A 13,573-nucleotide genomic window follows, 5' to 3' on the forward strand; every position below is an offset into this window, starting at 1 on the left:
CCCATGAATACTTTCGAACTCCAGCCAGGCGACCATCGCAGGGCCGAGGCCGGCGAGACGTTCATGCGGTGTAAGTAGTTATGAGTTATCGCTTTCCCCAAGAACCCCTCGCCGCAGGGTTTTTGAATGCCGCAAGCCGCTTTGCAGGCACAGACCTCATGCAGAATTACCTCGCCTCGGCCAGCGAGGTGCGGCGTTCGCACCTTCCCGCCCTTCCCCCCATGGACCCGCAAACCACCCATCTGCTGTACCTGCACGGCTTCCGTTCTTCGCCCCGTTCGACCAAGGCGAGGCTCGTGGCGCAGCGCGTGGCGCAGGCGCATCCGAACCTGGAGTGGTGGTGCCCGCAACTGCCGCCTTCGCCGCACGACGCCATCGACATGGTAATGAAGGGCATCGCGCACTGGCCGCGCAAGTCGATGGCCGTGATCGGCTCGTCGCTGGGCGGCTTTTATGCCACCTACGTTGCCGGCATGACGCGCTGCCGCGCGGTGCTGCTCAACCCGGCGGTGTACCCGGCACGCGACCTCACGCTCTACATCGGCGACCAGACCGTCTGGCACGACCCGGCCGAACATTTCTATTTCCGGCCCGAGTACATCCACGAGCTGCGCGCCATGGAAGTCGGCTCGCTCACGCGGCCCGAGCGCGTCTTCGCGATCATCGCCAAGGGCGACGAGGCGCTCGACTGGCACGAGATGTCGGCCCGCTATCCGGACAGCAACATCAAGCTGCTGGAAGGCGGCGACCACGCGCTGTCGGATTTCGAGACGGCGCACTTGGACGACGTCATGGCGTTCATCAATCCGGTCTGAGCATCGCCGGGCCGGGTGGCCCCATCCCGCATGGGACAATCCGCGCCATGTTTGTATTGTTTGAAGAAGCCGGCAAGTACCTCGGCGGCCGTGTCCTGTCGGAGGCTGAAGCCTCGGCGCAGGTCGAGCTCGAGACCGGCAAGCGCGTCAAGGTCAAGGGCGCCAACATCGTTCTGCGTTTCGAGAAACCGTCCCCGGCCGAGCTGATCGCCGAGGCGCGCACGCTCGCCGCCGCGATGGACCTCGACCTGGCCTGGGAATTCGCGGCCGAAGGCGAATTCGGCTTTGCCGACCTGGCCGCCGACTATTTCAGCGACAAGCCCACGCTCGCCCAGCAGGCAGCGGCGCTGTTCGCGCTCTTCGAGGCGCCGCATTACTTCCGCCGCGCGGGCAAGGGGCGCTTCAAGAAGGCGCCGGCCGAAATCGTGCAGCAGGCCCTCGCCGCCATCGAGAAGAAAAAAGTCATTCAGGCGCAGATCGTCGAATGGGCCGGGCAACTGGCCGAGGGCGTGTGCCCGCCGCCGATCCGCGAGCAGCTCTACAAGATCCTGTTCAAGCCCGACAAGAACGCCCCCGAATACAAGGCCGTGGTCGACGCTGCGCGCGCCACGCAGCGCCCGCCGCTCGACCTGCTGGAGCGCGCCGGCGCGATCGATTCGCCCTACCAGTTCCACTGGCGGCGCTTCCTGTTCGAGAACTTCCCCAAGGGCACCGGCTTTCCCGCGCTCGCGGCGCCGGCCATCGTGGACGAGCTGCCCGTCGCCACCGGCGTCCAGGCCTTCTCGATCGACGATTCGCAGACCACCGAAATCGACGATGCGTTGTCGGTGCAAGGTCTTGGCAGCGGCACCGTCACGGTCGGCATCCATATCGCGGCGCCGGCCCTGGCGCTCACGCCCGGCAGTGCCATCGACAACGTGGCGCGCGCGCGCATGTCGACGGTCTACATGCCGGGCTACAAGATCACGATGCTGCCCGACGAGGTGGTGAACACCTACACGCTGCTCGAAGGCGCCGACCGCCCGGCCGTATCGCTCTACGCGCGCTTCGACGAAGCCACGCTCGAGCTGCAAGGCACCGAGACCAAGCTGGAGCGCGTGCCCATCGTCGCCAACCTGCGCCACGACCAGCTCGACAGCGTCGTCACGCAGCCCTGGCTCGAAGACGCCTCGGTCACGAGCGAGAACACGCCCGAAGCCGCCGCCAACCTGCGCGCGCCGCTCTCCTTCCTGTTCCGCCTCGCCAAGCAATTGAAGGCGCAGCGCGAAGTGGTGCGCGGCAAGCCCGAGAACTTCAACCGGCCCGACTACAACTTCCGCCTCGTCGGCAACGACGGCAACGAGCCCACCGGCAACGAGCAGGTGCAGATCACCACGCGCCAGCGCGGCGCGCCGCTCGACCTGATCGTCTCGGAAGCGATGATCCTGGCCAACAGCAGCTGGGGCGGCTGGCTCGGCGAACTCGGCGTGCCCGGGCTCTACCGCAGCCAGGCGAGCCTGGCGCCCGGCATCAAGGTGCGCATGGGCACGCGCGCGCTGCCGCATGCGGGCCTGGGCGTGAAGAGCTATGCGTGGAGCACCTCGCCGCTGCGCCGCTACACCGACCTCGTGAACCAGTGGCAGATCATCGCGGCCGCGCGCCACGGCAAGACCGCCGCGCTGGCCGCGCCCTTCAAGCCGAAGGACGCCGACCTGTTCTCGATCCTCTCGGGCTTCGATGCGGCCTATGCCACGTACAACGGCTACCAGGGCGGCATGGAACGCTTCTGGACGCTCAAGTACCTGCAGCAGAACGGCATCACCGAGCTCGAAGCGACGGTCATCAAGGACATCCCCAACGGCGCGCTGGTGCGTGCCGACGCGCTGCCGCTGGTGTTCCCTGTGGCGGGCCAGCAGGAACGTGGTGCGCGCCTGCGCGTGAAGCTTGGCGAGATCGACGAGATCGCGCTCGACGTGAGCGGCACCGTGCTCGAACGCCTCGACGCGCCGAAGGCCGATGCCTCGGCCGAGGAGGAGAGCGGCGAGGACGAAGAAGAAGTCGCCGGCCCGATCGCCATTGCCGTCGACCTGAGCGACAGCGAGGCCGCGCCGGAAAACACACCTGCATGAACTCTGGCGAGACGTCCGGAGAAATGCAGCCCCTGGAGGAGTTTCGAGAATGAACTTCAAGGACCTCAGCACGCTGCAGATAGCCCTGGGCGTGTCGGTCATTGCGCATGCCGCGCTGCTGGCGGTGCGCTTCGTCGATCCCGAGTCGTTCAACCGCGCGTTCACCGACACGCCGCTCGAGGTGATCCTGGTCAACAGCAAAACCAAGGAGCGGCCCGACGCCAATGCCAAGCTGATGGCGCAGACCTCGCTCGCGGGCGGCGGGGACCTCGACAAGGGGCGCGCGACCAGCCCGCTGCCGCCGTCGAGCTTCACCGCCGTGGGTGATTCGTTCGAAGACGCGCGCAAACAGGTCGACGCCCTGCAGGCCGAGCAGATGCAGATGATCACGCAGCTCAAGCGCGACATCGCCGCCATGCCGGTGCGCGATCCGCGCAACGCGGGCGATCCGACCGAAGCCGCTGCGCAGGAAGAAAAGCGCCGCCAGATGGTCGAGTTGCTGGCCCAGATCGAGCGCCGGGTGAACGAGGAGAACTCGCGCCCCAAGAAGCGCTACATCAGCCCGTCCACACGCGAAGCCGCCTTCGCGGTGTACGTCGACACCATGCTGCGCCGCGTCGAGGCGCGTGCCGCGGAAAACTTCCCCGAGCTGGCCGGCAAGAAGCTGTACGGCGAACTCAAGATGACGGTGACCGTCAACTTCGACGGCAACGTGCTCGCCACCGTGGTCGACCAGAGCTCGGGCAACATCGCGCTCGACCGCCGGGCGCAGGCCATCGTTCGCAGCACCGGCAACTTCGGCAAATTCACGACCGCGATGCGCCAGGAGCAAGCCGACCAGATGGTGATCCAGGGCACGTTCCGCTTCGCGCGCGACGGCACGATGGAAATCTCCCAATAAGTAGCGAGGCTGCAACCATGGACCTGTACTGCGTCATGGGCAACCCCGTCGAGCACAGCCGCTCGCCGCGCATCCATGCCCGTTTTGCCGAACTCTGCGGCCAGCAGATCGACTACGGCCGCCGACTGATTCCGCTCGGCGCCTTCGCCGAAGGCATCGCCGCATTCCGCCGTGAAGCCGCCGAGCGCGGCGACAGCGCGCGCGGCTGCAACATCACCGTGCCCTTCAAGTTCGAAGCTGCCGCCCTGGCGCAGCACACCAGCGAGCGTGCCCTGCTCGCGCAGGCGGTCAACACGCTGCGCTTCGAGGCCGATGGCAGCATCCATGCGGACAACACGGACGGCATCGGCCTCGTCAACGACATCGTGCGCAATGCGGGCGTGCCGCTGGCGGGCAAGGAGTTGCTGCTGATCGGCGCCGGTGGTGCCGCCGCCGGCGTGCTCGGCCCACTGCTCGACGCGGGCGCCTCGCGCATCGTGGTGGCCAATCGCACCATCGACAAGGCGGTCGCGGTGGTCCAGCGACATGCCGCACTCGCGCTCGGCCACGGCGCCACGCTCGAAGCCTGGGCGCTCGACGAAGTGCCAGGCAGCTTCGACGTGGTGGTCAACGCCACCGCATCCAGCCTGGCGGGCGACGCGGTGCCGGTGAGCGCGCAGGTGCTGCGCCCCGGCGCGCTCGCGGTCGACATGATGTACGGCCCCGCAGCCGCAGGCTTCATGGCCTGGGCCGAGGCGCATGGCGCCGTGCCCCGCGACGGACTCGGCATGCTGGTCGAGCAGGCGGCCGAGTCGTTCGAGATCTGGCGTGGCGTGCGACCGCCTTCTGCGCAGGTGCTGGCCGAGCTGCGCGCATCGCTCGCCGCCGGCCACTGACCCAATGAAGGCCGTGCTGCGCCTCATTGCCTGCCTCGTGGTGGCGGGTCTCGCACTCGAGTTGTTCTTCGTCGTGCGCATCGCGGCCATGGCGGTGGTCGATCCGCAGAGCACCGCATTCCAGCGCTCCGAGGCCTGGCAGGTCGCCATCCACAAGGGCAGCGAGGGCGGCTGGCGCCAGGAGTGGGTGCCGTATGCACAGATCAACGACACGCTCAAGCGCGCCGTGATCGCGAGCGAAGACGCCGGCTTCGTCGATCACAACGGCGTGGAGTGGGAAGCCATCGAACGCGCGCGCCAGCGCAATGCCAAGGCCGAAGAGCTGGCCGCCAAGCGCGCAGCACGGGCCGTGGCACGCGGCAAGCCAATGCAGCCGGTGCGCCTGCGCGGCGGCTCCACCATCACGCAGCAGCTGGCAAAGAACCTGCTGCTTTCGGGCGAACGCACGATGCTGCGCAAGGGCCAGGAACTGGTGCTCGCGACCCTGCTCGAGGTGTTTCTCGACAAGCGCCGCATCCTGGAGATCTACCTGAACAACGTCGAGTGGGGCGAAGGCGTGTTCGGTGCCGAGGCTGCCTCGCAGTACTACTTCCGCAAGCCCGCTTCGCGCCTGAGCGCGAACGAGGCCGCGCGGCTCGCGGTGATGCTGCCGAGCCCCAAGTTCTTCGAGCGCCGGCCCGGCTCGCCGTACCTCAGCGGACGGGCGTCGACGGTCATGGCGCGGATGTCGTCGGCCGAGCTGCCCTGACCCCGAACTTCGCACGCAGCGCTTCGAGGGCCAGCACGGCCGCGAAGCCGATCGTGTAGGCCACCACATCCCACCAGTCGGCCGTGCTGCCGAGCACGATGCGCAGGGCCCGATTCGGAATATGCAGGTGCCAGGCGGACGCGAGGAACTGGCCCAGCTCCACCGCATAGCCCACGCCGAGCGCGGCCAGTGCCAGTGGCAGGACGCGCGCGGCAACGAAGGTCTTGAACACGAAGTAGACCCACACCACCGCCAGCACATCACCGAAGAAACTTCGCAGCCACCCCCAGCGCGCGCCGACGGTGGCCAGCAGCGCAAGAACAATGAACAGGGCCACCGCCCAAGCCAGTGAAAGAGGATCGAATCGCCATCGCATGGCCCGTATCATCGCGCCCATATGCTGGCAAAGCTCACAGGTTGGTTGTTGTTGGGAATCGTCCGGTTGCTCACCGGTGCGCAGGCGCGCTGGTACGGCTGTCCACCGAAGGCCGAGCAGCGCATCTATTTCGCCAACCACCAGAGCCACGCCGACCTCGTGATGATCTGGGCGGCCCTGCCCGAGGAACTGCGCAGCATCACACGGCCGATCGCGGCGCGCGACTACTGGGCCAACACGCCGGTCAAGCGCTGGATCACGACGGAGGTGTTCAACGCGGTGTATGTGGAGCGCGCTGCCACGACGCCGGCCGCAGCTGCCGTGCCCGAACCGGTACAGACTGAACCTGCTGTCGTTGCAGCGCCCATCGAGCGCATCGAGCCTTCGATGGAGCCGCTGCTGCCAGCCACATCGCCTGTCGCCGAAGCGCCGCGTGCCGAGCCCGTGAACGAACTGCAAGGCGAGCTCGATCTTCCGGCGCCCCCACCGCCCCCTCAGCCTGCTGCATCGCTACCGTTCGTTGCGGAACCGGCGCCACCGACCGAACCCGCACCGCCTCCCTCCGATCCTCTCGCGCCACTCGTCGAGGCCCTCCGCAGCGGCGACTCGATCATCATCTTTCCCGAAGGCACGCGCGGCCACACGGGCGAGCCGCAGAAGTTCAAGTCGGGCCTCTACACGCTCGCGACGATGTTCCCCGACGTGGTGCTCGTGCCGGCCTGGATCGACAACGTGCAGCGCGTCATGCCCAAGGGCGAGATCGTGCCGGTGCCCATTCTTTGCTCCGTCACCTTCGGCGCGCCGATCCGCGTCGAGGACGGCGAGGAGCGCCGCCCCTTCCTCGATCGCGCGCGTGCCGCGGTCATCGCCTTGCGCGACGTCTGACGACATGAACCAGTTCCTGCGCAGCCTCACCCCGACCCAACAGGTCGCGGCCCTGTTCCTAATCGTCTTCGGCCTGCTGGTGATCATCAGCACCACCGCCTTCTTCCTGAGCTTCAGGGAAAAGCGCAATCCGGTGCACGACGCCACCTGGCAAGCGGAGCTCGCGCACTTTCGCGCGCTGCTCGGCACCACCTGGTTCATGGTGCTGGTCTTCTGGATCGGCTGGGCGTTGGGCGAGACGGTGGCCACGGTGCTCTTTGCGCTGATCTCGTTCTTCGCGCTGCGCGAGTTCATCACGCTCTCGCCCACGCGGCGCGGCGACCACCGCAGCCTGATCCTCGCGTTCTTCGTGGTGCTGCCGATCCAGTTCTGGCTGGTGGCCACGGCGCGCTTCGATCTCTTCACGGTGTTCATTCCGGTCTACGTGTTCCTCGCGATCCCGGTGGCGAGCGCGCTGGCGAATGATCCGAGCCATTTCCTCGAGCGCAACGCCAAGCTGCAGTGGGGCATCATGGTCTGCGTCTACGGCATGAGCCATGTGCCGGCGCTGCTGCTGCTGAGCTTTCCGGGCTACGAAGGCAAGAGCGCGTTCCTCGTGTTCTTCCTGGTGTTCGTGGTGCAGACCTCGGTGCTGGTGCAGCACCTCATCTCGCGCCGCACGCAGCGTGCGCCCTTCGCACCGAACGTGAGCCGCAGCTTCAACTGGACCAGCTGGGGCATCGGCATCGCGGTCGCGAGCCTGGTGGGCGCGCTGTTCTCGTTCATCACGCCGTTCAAGTTCGGCCAGGCGCTCGCGGTGTCGGTCATCGCCTGCATCGCGGGGTCGATGGGGCACCTGGTGATGAAGGCGCTCAAGCGCGACCGCGGCATTCCGAACTGGGGCAAGAAGGGCGTGGGCGTGACCGGCGCGAACGGCCTGCTGGACCGCGTCGATGCGCTGTGCTTCGCGGCACCGATCTTCTTCCACTCCATTCGCTGGTACTTCAACGCCTGACAGACATGCGAATTCTTGGCATCGATCCTGGCTTGACGACCACCGGCTTCGGCGTGGTCGATGCGGACGGCCACGCACTGCGCTATGTGGCCAGCGGCACCATCAGCACCCGGCACCTGGGGAGCGGCAACCTGCCGGCGCGCCTGAAGGTGCTGTTCGACGGCATCGCGGAAATCGCGGCGCGCTACCAGCCCGATGCGTCGGCGGTGGAAATCATCTTCGTCAACGTCAATCCGCAGTCGACGCTGCTGCTGGGACAGGCGCGCGGCGCATGCGTGACCTCGCTGGTGAACAGCAACCTCACGGTGGCCGAGTACACCGCGCTGCAGATGAAGAAGGCAGTGGCGGGCCACGGCCAGGCTGCCAAGGCGCAGGTGCAGGAGATGGTGAAGCGGCTGCTCGACCTGCCCGGATTGCCCGGCGCCGACGCAGCCGACGCGCTGGGCATCGCGATCACGCATGCGCAGGTCGGCCGGTCGATGGCGCGGCTGGCCGAGGCCGCGGAGTTGTCGAAGACCCATGCCGGCACCTACCGGCAAGGGCGTTCACGCTGACCGACTACCTGCGGAAGTCCAGGCGTCCGTTCGTCCAGCGTCCGTCGATGCGCCGGTTGTCCACGATCAGCCCGACCCAGGGGCGCGTGATGTCGGGGCTGCTCAGGTTGATGTAGCGGCCCACCAGCGTGTCGGGTGCGATGTAGCGGACATCGAGCAAGGCATGGCGTTCGCCGTTGCCCCAGTCGAACATCAGGTAGAAGCGTCCGCCGGCTACCTTGACCATCGCCTTGCCTTGCTTCCAGGCCTCTGCGCTGTCGCCGGGGATGGTCGGGTCCGCGCCGCCGTTCCAACGACTGGACCACGCGCCCGCGATCGAATCCGGAACCTCATCGATCACCGCGCCCCATGCCTCTGCATTTGGATCGTCGGTGCCGCCGCCCAGCTCGACGCCGTCGGCAAATTCCTCCACATCGGGGCCGTCCGGGTCCGGGGCATCCTGGACGCCGAACGGATTCCTCGTGGGTTGTTCAGGCTGTGTGTTCATGGCGCCATCGTGCGCCCGCGCCTCTCGTCCCGCATGCCGTTTCCGGACACGCGAACGGAGAAGAAAAAACTAGGCCACGCGTTCGGCGATCAGCACCGCGAAGAAGCCGAAGGCCGCGAGCAGCGTCCACTTGAGCACGATCCAGCCGACGCGCCGGTACTTCGCCTGTCCGGTGCCCGCATAGAACGCGAATGACACGCCGGCCACCAGCAGAAGCAGCAAGATGGCCCAGCGAAAAAGAAGCATGGGGGGAGCGTACTGGCGAGAGCCCGCTTACCAGGCCCGCGCCACTTCGCCGAAGCCGCGCGGTGCGCGCTTCTCGTCGTCGAAGGTCACGACCTCGTACGCGTCGCTGTTCGCGAGCAGTTCGCGCAGCAGCTTGTTGTTGAGCGCATGGCCCGAACGGAACGCGGTGTAGGCTGCGAGCAGCGGCTTGCCGATGATGTACAGGTCGCCCATCGCATCGAGGATCTTGTGCTTCACGAACTCGTCGTCGTAGCGCAGGCCGCCCACATTGAGCACCTTGGTGTCGTCCATCACGATGGCGTTGTCCAGACCGCCTCCGCGCGCCAGGCCCTTGCTGAGCATGTACTCGAGTTCCTTCGTGAAGCCGAAGGTGCGCGCACGCGCGATGTCGCGGCTGTACGAATCGGTGCCCAGGTCGAACTCCACGCGCTGGCCGGTGGAGTTGACGACGCGGTGATCGAAGTCGATCTCGAAGCTCAGCTTGTAGCCGTGGTAGGGCTCCAGGCTCGCCCACTTCTCGTTGGCACCCTCGCCTTCGCGCACCTCGATCTTGCGGGTCACGCGGATGAAGCGGCGCGGCGCCTTCTGCAGCTCGATGCCCGCGCTTTGCAGAAGGAACACGAAGGACGAAGCCGATCCGTCGAGGATCGGCACTTCGTCAGCCGTGATGTCGATGTAGAGGTTGTCGATGCCAAGGCCCGCGCAGGCCGACATCAAATGCTCGACCGTCTGCACCTTCGCGCCGCCGGTCGAGACCGTGGAGGCGAGGCGCGTGTCGGTGACCGCTTCGGCGGTCATGCGGATTTCAGCCGGCTCGGGCAGATCAACGCGGCGGAACACGATGCCCGTATCGGCCGGAGCCGGTCGCAGGGTCAGTTCCACGCGTTGCCCGCTGTGGAGCCCCACGCCCACGGCGCGGCTGATCGACTTGAGGGTTCGTTGTTGCAGCACGCCGGGGATTTTAGGCGCGCCACGGCTGTGGCGGCCTATTCCCCTCGCTATGGCAGCGATAGACATCGGTTCTACGCAATCCAGACGATGGACGCAAAGGGCACGAAGTGAACGCAGCGCCTAGAGCCAGCGGAAGTCCCTTTCAGGTCTTCCCTGTACCCCTTGCGAACCTTCGTGCCCTGAGCGTTCGGTCGCCTTCCGTCAGTCGGCCTGACGGCGCAGGAATGCCGGGATCTCGAAATCGTCCATGCCGCCCGACGACAGCGCATCCACCTTGGCCGCAGCCATCGTGCGGTTGGTGCGCCACACGCTGGGAACGGCCATGCCGTCGTAGTTCGGCTGGTTGCCACCGCCGCCGTGACCGCTGGTGTGGCCGACGCCGCCCATGGTGGGCACGTTGAACGGAATGTTGTCGGTGCCGGTGCGGATGACTTCCAGCGTCGGCGCCTGGCGGCGTGCGTCCGCACGCGACAGGCCCGTGGCCACCACGGTCACGCGCATCTCGTCGCCCAGGGCTTCGTCGTAGGCGGCGCCATAGATCACGTGCGCATCGGGCGAGGCGTAGGCGCGGATGGTGTTCATCGCGAGCTTCGACTCGTTCAGCTTCAGCGAACCCTTCGATGCCGTCACCAGCACCAGCACACCCTTGGCGCCCGAGAGGTCGATGCCTTCGAGCAGCGGGCAGGCCACGGCCTGTTCGGCTGCGATGCGCGCGCGGTCCGGGCCTGCGGCCGCGGCCGTGCCCATCATGGCCTTGCCCGGCTCGCCCATCACGGTGCGCACGTCTTCGAAGTCGACGTTCACGCCGCCGTACTCGTTGATGATTTCCGAGATGCCGCCCACGGCGTTCTTGAGCACGTCGTTGGCGTGCGCGAAGGCTTCGTCCTGGGTGATGTCTTCACCGAGCACGTCGAGCAGCTTCTCGTTGAGCACCACGATCAGCGAATCGACATTGGCTTCGAGTTCGGCCAGGCCGTCGTCCGCGTTCTTCATGCGGCGGCCGCCTTCCCAGTCGAAGGGCTTGGTCACCACACCCACGGTGAGGATGCCCATTTCCTTGGCGATGCGCGCGATCACCGGCGCAGCGCCGGTGCCCGTGCCGCCCCCCATGCCGGCGGTGATGAACAGCATGTGCGCGCCGTCGATGGCCGCGCGGATCTCGTCCACCGCGAGCTCTGCGGCTTCACGGCCCTTGTCGGGCTTGCTGCCGGCGCCCAGGCCGCTGGTGCCCAGCTGGATGATCTTGTTCGCGTTGCTGCGGGTGAGCGCCTGCGCGTCGGTGTTGGCGCACACGAACTGCACGCCCTGCACACCACGCTCCATCATGTGCGCGACGGCATTGCCGCCACCGCCGCCCACACCGATCACCTTGATCTGCGTGCCTTGGTTGAATTCTTCGACTTCGATCATTTCGATGGTCATTTCTAACTCCTTGAATATTGCAGTTGCCGTTTTGTATCTATGAATAATTCTTTTGCCGTGACGTGTTCAACGAGAGCGTCGTCACGATGGTGGACCTGTTCGTCGCCATCGCTCGTTGAAATGCAACGGCGGACTGCCGCGTGCGAGCCAGAGTGGGGAGTGGTTCATGGTCAGAAGTTCCCCACGATGAAGTCCTTGAAACGTCCGAACGCAGTCTTTACCGACCCGTTCTTCTGCGCGACCTTGAAGCCGCGCATGCGTGCGAAGCGTGCTTCTTCGAGCAGGCCCATCACGGTTGCCGCGCGGGGCTGCGCCACCATGTCGGACAACGCACTCGAATACTTCGGAATGCCCCGGCGCACCGGCTTGAGGAAGATGTCTTCGCCAAGCTCGACCATACCGGGCATCACCGCACTGCCGCCGGTGAGCACCACGCCCGAAGAGAGCACCTCTTCGTAGCCCGATTCGCGCACCACCTGCTGCACGAGCGAGAAGATCTCCTCGATGCGCGGCTCGATCACGCCGGCCAGCGCCTGCTTGCTCAGCATGCGCGGACCGCGGTCGCCCAGGCCCGGCACTTCCACTTGCTGGTCGGGGTCGGCCAGCAGTTGCTTGGCGTAGCCGCTCTCGACCTTGATGTCTTCCGCGTCCTTGGTGGGCGTGCGCAGCGCCATCGCGATGTCGCTGGTGATGAGGTCGCCCGCGATCGGGATCACCGCCGTGTGGCGGATCGCGCCGTTGGTGAAGATCGCCACGTCGGTCGTGCCCGCGCCGATATCGACCAGCACCACGCCCAGCTCGCGCTCGTCTTCGGTCAGCACCGCCTGGCTGGAGGCCAGCGGGTTCAGCATCAGCTGGTCGACTTCGAGGCCGCAGCGGCGCACGCACTTGATGATGTTCTCGGCCGCGCTCTGCGCACCGGTCACGATGTGCACCTTCGCTTCGAGCCGCATGCCGCTCATGCCGATCGGCTCCTTCACGTCCTGGCCGTCGATCACGAACTCCTGCGGCTCCACCAGCAGGAGACGCTGGTCGCTCGAGATGTTGATCGCGCGCGCGGTCTCCACCACGCGGGCCACGTCGGCGGGCGTCACTTCCTTGTCCTTCACCGCCACCATGCCGCTCGAATTGATGCCGCGGATGTGGCTGCCGGTGATGCCGGTGTAGACGCGGCTGATCTTGCAGTCGGCCATCAGCTCGGCCTCTTTGAGCGCCTGCTGGATGCTCTGCACCGTGGCGTCGATGTTCACCACCACGCCGCGCTTCAGGCCATTGCTCGGCGCGATGCCGAGCCCGGCGAGCTTGAGCTCGCCGCCGGGCAGCACTTCGGCCACGACCACCATCACCTTGGCGGTGCCGATGTCCAGTCCTACGACCAGGTCTTTGTATTCTTTGGGCATTGAAATATGTCCTCGGTATTCGCTACTTGATTCTTCTTGGGGCCTCTGGCGAGACCGTGGTGACGCCGCGCAGCCGCAATGCATACGCGTCGTTGTGGCGCAGATCGGCGCCTTCGACGTCGGCCACCGTGCGGTGGTACTGGCCCGCGACCTGGGTCACGGTCTTCAGGAAGCGCTGCAGCCTGGCCGACACCTCTTCGCTCTGCCCGCGCCCCAGCTCGATCTGCGCACCGCTGTCCAGCACCACCTTCCAGCTGCCGCGGCTGGACAGCGTGAGCTCGTCGATGCCGAAGTCGTAAGGCTGGAACTGCGGCGCAAGCACGCGGTACATGCCGAGCACCTGCCCGGCCTGCTCGATCGGGCCGTCCAGGCGCGGCAGGTTCTCGTCCACCTCGGCGACGTTCGCCTCGAACACATCGCCGAAGCCGTTGATCAGCTTCGAGCCCGCCTCGTCGCCCCAGCTGGCCACGGGCACCTGCTCGGTCAGCGTCACGCGCAGCTTGTTCGGGAACTCGCGCCGCACCACCGCACTGCGCACCCACGGCACCGCCTCGAAGGCGGTGCGCGCACGCGCCAGGTCGATGGTGAAGAAGTTGCCCGACAGCTGCGGTGCCACGTTGGCGCGCAGCGTGACCGCGTTGTTGTGCGTGACCTCGCCGTCCACCTTGATCCCCGCGAGCGGGAAGAAAGGCTGGCGCAGCACCCACCACGCGCCCGCGGCAAGCAGCATGAGCGCCACCGCCACGAACGCGAGGTTCGCCACGATGTTCATGAGCTTGACGTCGAAGGGCACGGGGATGCTGTCGGCCAT

Annotated in this window: 15 protein-coding genes; 8 read left to right on the forward strand and 7 right to left on the reverse strand. The window is 66.6% G+C overall.

Annotation, left to right across the window (positions count from 1 at the left end; all coding sequences use genetic code 11):
- The first annotated feature begins 221 nt into the window (after nucleotides 1–221).
- Genes ACSFA7_RS29485 through mtgA form a run of 5 tightly spaced genes read left to right on the forward strand, consistent with a single transcriptional unit; the run spans nucleotide 222 to nucleotide 5,447 of the window.
- Nucleotides 222–815 (forward strand): YqiA/YcfP family alpha/beta fold hydrolase, encoded by a 594-nt coding sequence (locus ACSFA7_RS29485; protein WP_435502772.1) that lies wholly within the window; start codon nucleotides 222–224, stop codon nucleotides 813–815.
- Nucleotides 816–862: 47 nt separating this feature from the next.
- Nucleotides 863–2,923 carry a ribonuclease catalytic domain-containing protein gene (locus ACSFA7_RS29490; RefSeq protein ID WP_435502630.1) on the forward strand — a complete coding sequence of 687 codons (2,061 nt, stop codon included), beginning with the start codon at nucleotides 863–865 and terminating at the stop codon, nucleotides 2,921–2,923.
- A gap of 49 nt (nucleotides 2,924–2,972) precedes the next feature.
- Nucleotides 2,973–3,824 (forward strand): energy transducer TonB, encoded by an 852-nt coding sequence (locus tag ACSFA7_RS29495; RefSeq protein WP_435502631.1) that lies wholly within the window; start codon nucleotides 2,973–2,975, stop codon nucleotides 3,822–3,824.
- Nucleotides 3,825–3,841: 17 nt separating this feature from the next.
- Nucleotides 3,842–4,699, forward strand: coding sequence for a shikimate dehydrogenase (gene aroE, locus ACSFA7_RS29500; RefSeq protein WP_435502632.1), 858 nt, complete (start codon nucleotides 3,842–3,844; stop codon nucleotides 4,697–4,699).
- A 4-nt stretch (nucleotides 4,700–4,703) separates the two neighbouring features.
- A complete protein-coding gene (gene mtgA, locus ACSFA7_RS29505; protein WP_435502633.1) occupies nucleotides 4,704–5,447 on the forward strand; it encodes a monofunctional biosynthetic peptidoglycan transglycosylase in 744 nt (247 codons plus the stop codon).
- Here mtgA and ACSFA7_RS29510 read toward each other — a convergent pair.
- Nucleotides 5,413–5,835 (reverse strand): ribosomal maturation YjgA family protein, encoded by a 423-nt coding sequence (locus ACSFA7_RS29510; RefSeq protein WP_435502773.1) that lies wholly within the window; start codon nucleotides 5,833–5,835, stop codon nucleotides 5,413–5,415. The genes mtgA and ACSFA7_RS29510 overlap by 35 nt on opposite strands.
- 9 nt (nucleotides 5,836–5,844) lie before the next feature.
- Here ACSFA7_RS29510 and ACSFA7_RS29515 point away from each other — a divergent pair, with 9 nt between their 5' ends.
- The 3 genes from ACSFA7_RS29515 to ruvC are packed head-to-tail and all read left to right on the forward strand — an operon-like array spanning nucleotide 5,845 to nucleotide 8,256.
- A complete protein-coding gene (locus tag ACSFA7_RS29515; protein WP_435502634.1) occupies nucleotides 5,845–6,708 on the forward strand; it encodes a lysophospholipid acyltransferase family protein in 864 nt (287 codons plus the stop codon).
- Between the two features lie 4 nt (nucleotides 6,709–6,712).
- Entirely contained in the window at nucleotides 6,713–7,702 is a 990-nt protein-coding gene (locus ACSFA7_RS29520; RefSeq protein ID WP_435502635.1) for a phosphatidate cytidylyltransferase, read from the forward strand.
- Between the two features lie 5 nt (nucleotides 7,703–7,707).
- A complete protein-coding gene (gene ruvC / locus ACSFA7_RS29525; RefSeq protein WP_257862084.1) occupies nucleotides 7,708–8,256 on the forward strand; it encodes a crossover junction endodeoxyribonuclease RuvC in 549 nt (182 codons plus the stop codon).
- A gap of 4 nt (nucleotides 8,257–8,260) precedes the next feature.
- Here ruvC and ACSFA7_RS29530 read toward each other — a convergent pair whose 3' ends face one another.
- The 6 genes from ACSFA7_RS29530 to ACSFA7_RS29555 form a co-directional block, all read right to left on the reverse strand.
- Nucleotides 8,261–8,743, reverse strand: coding sequence for a hypothetical protein (locus ACSFA7_RS29530; RefSeq protein ID WP_435502636.1), 483 nt, complete (start codon nucleotides 8,741–8,743; stop codon nucleotides 8,261–8,263).
- Nucleotides 8,744–8,812: 69 nt separating this feature from the next.
- Entirely contained in the window at nucleotides 8,813–8,989 is a 177-nt protein-coding gene (locus ACSFA7_RS29535; RefSeq protein WP_172672175.1) for a hypothetical protein, read from the reverse strand.
- Nucleotides 8,990–9,016: 27 nt separating this feature from the next.
- Nucleotides 9,017–9,940, reverse strand: a complete 924-nt coding sequence (gene lpxC, locus ACSFA7_RS29540; RefSeq protein WP_435502637.1) for a UDP-3-O-acyl-N-acetylglucosamine deacetylase — start codon at nucleotides 9,938–9,940, stop codon at nucleotides 9,017–9,019.
- A 201-nt stretch (nucleotides 9,941–10,141) separates the two neighbouring features.
- Nucleotides 10,142–11,362, reverse strand: coding sequence for a cell division protein FtsZ (gene ftsZ / locus ACSFA7_RS29545; protein WP_280809426.1), 1,221 nt, complete (start codon nucleotides 11,360–11,362; stop codon nucleotides 10,142–10,144).
- Nucleotides 11,363–11,532: 170 nt separating this feature from the next.
- Nucleotides 11,533–12,762 (reverse strand): cell division protein FtsA, encoded by a 1,230-nt coding sequence (ftsA, locus tag ACSFA7_RS29550; protein ID WP_013539446.1) that lies wholly within the window; start codon nucleotides 12,760–12,762, stop codon nucleotides 11,533–11,535.
- Between the two features lie 22 nt (nucleotides 12,763–12,784).
- Nucleotides 12,785–13,573, reverse strand: a complete 789-nt coding sequence (locus ACSFA7_RS29555; RefSeq protein WP_206177277.1) for a cell division protein FtsQ/DivIB — start codon at nucleotides 13,571–13,573, stop codon at nucleotides 12,785–12,787.

Origin of the sequence: Variovorax trehalosi (assembly GCF_051216415.1) — a bacterium.
Classification (GTDB): domain Bacteria; phylum Pseudomonadota; class Gammaproteobacteria; order Burkholderiales; family Burkholderiaceae_C; genus Variovorax.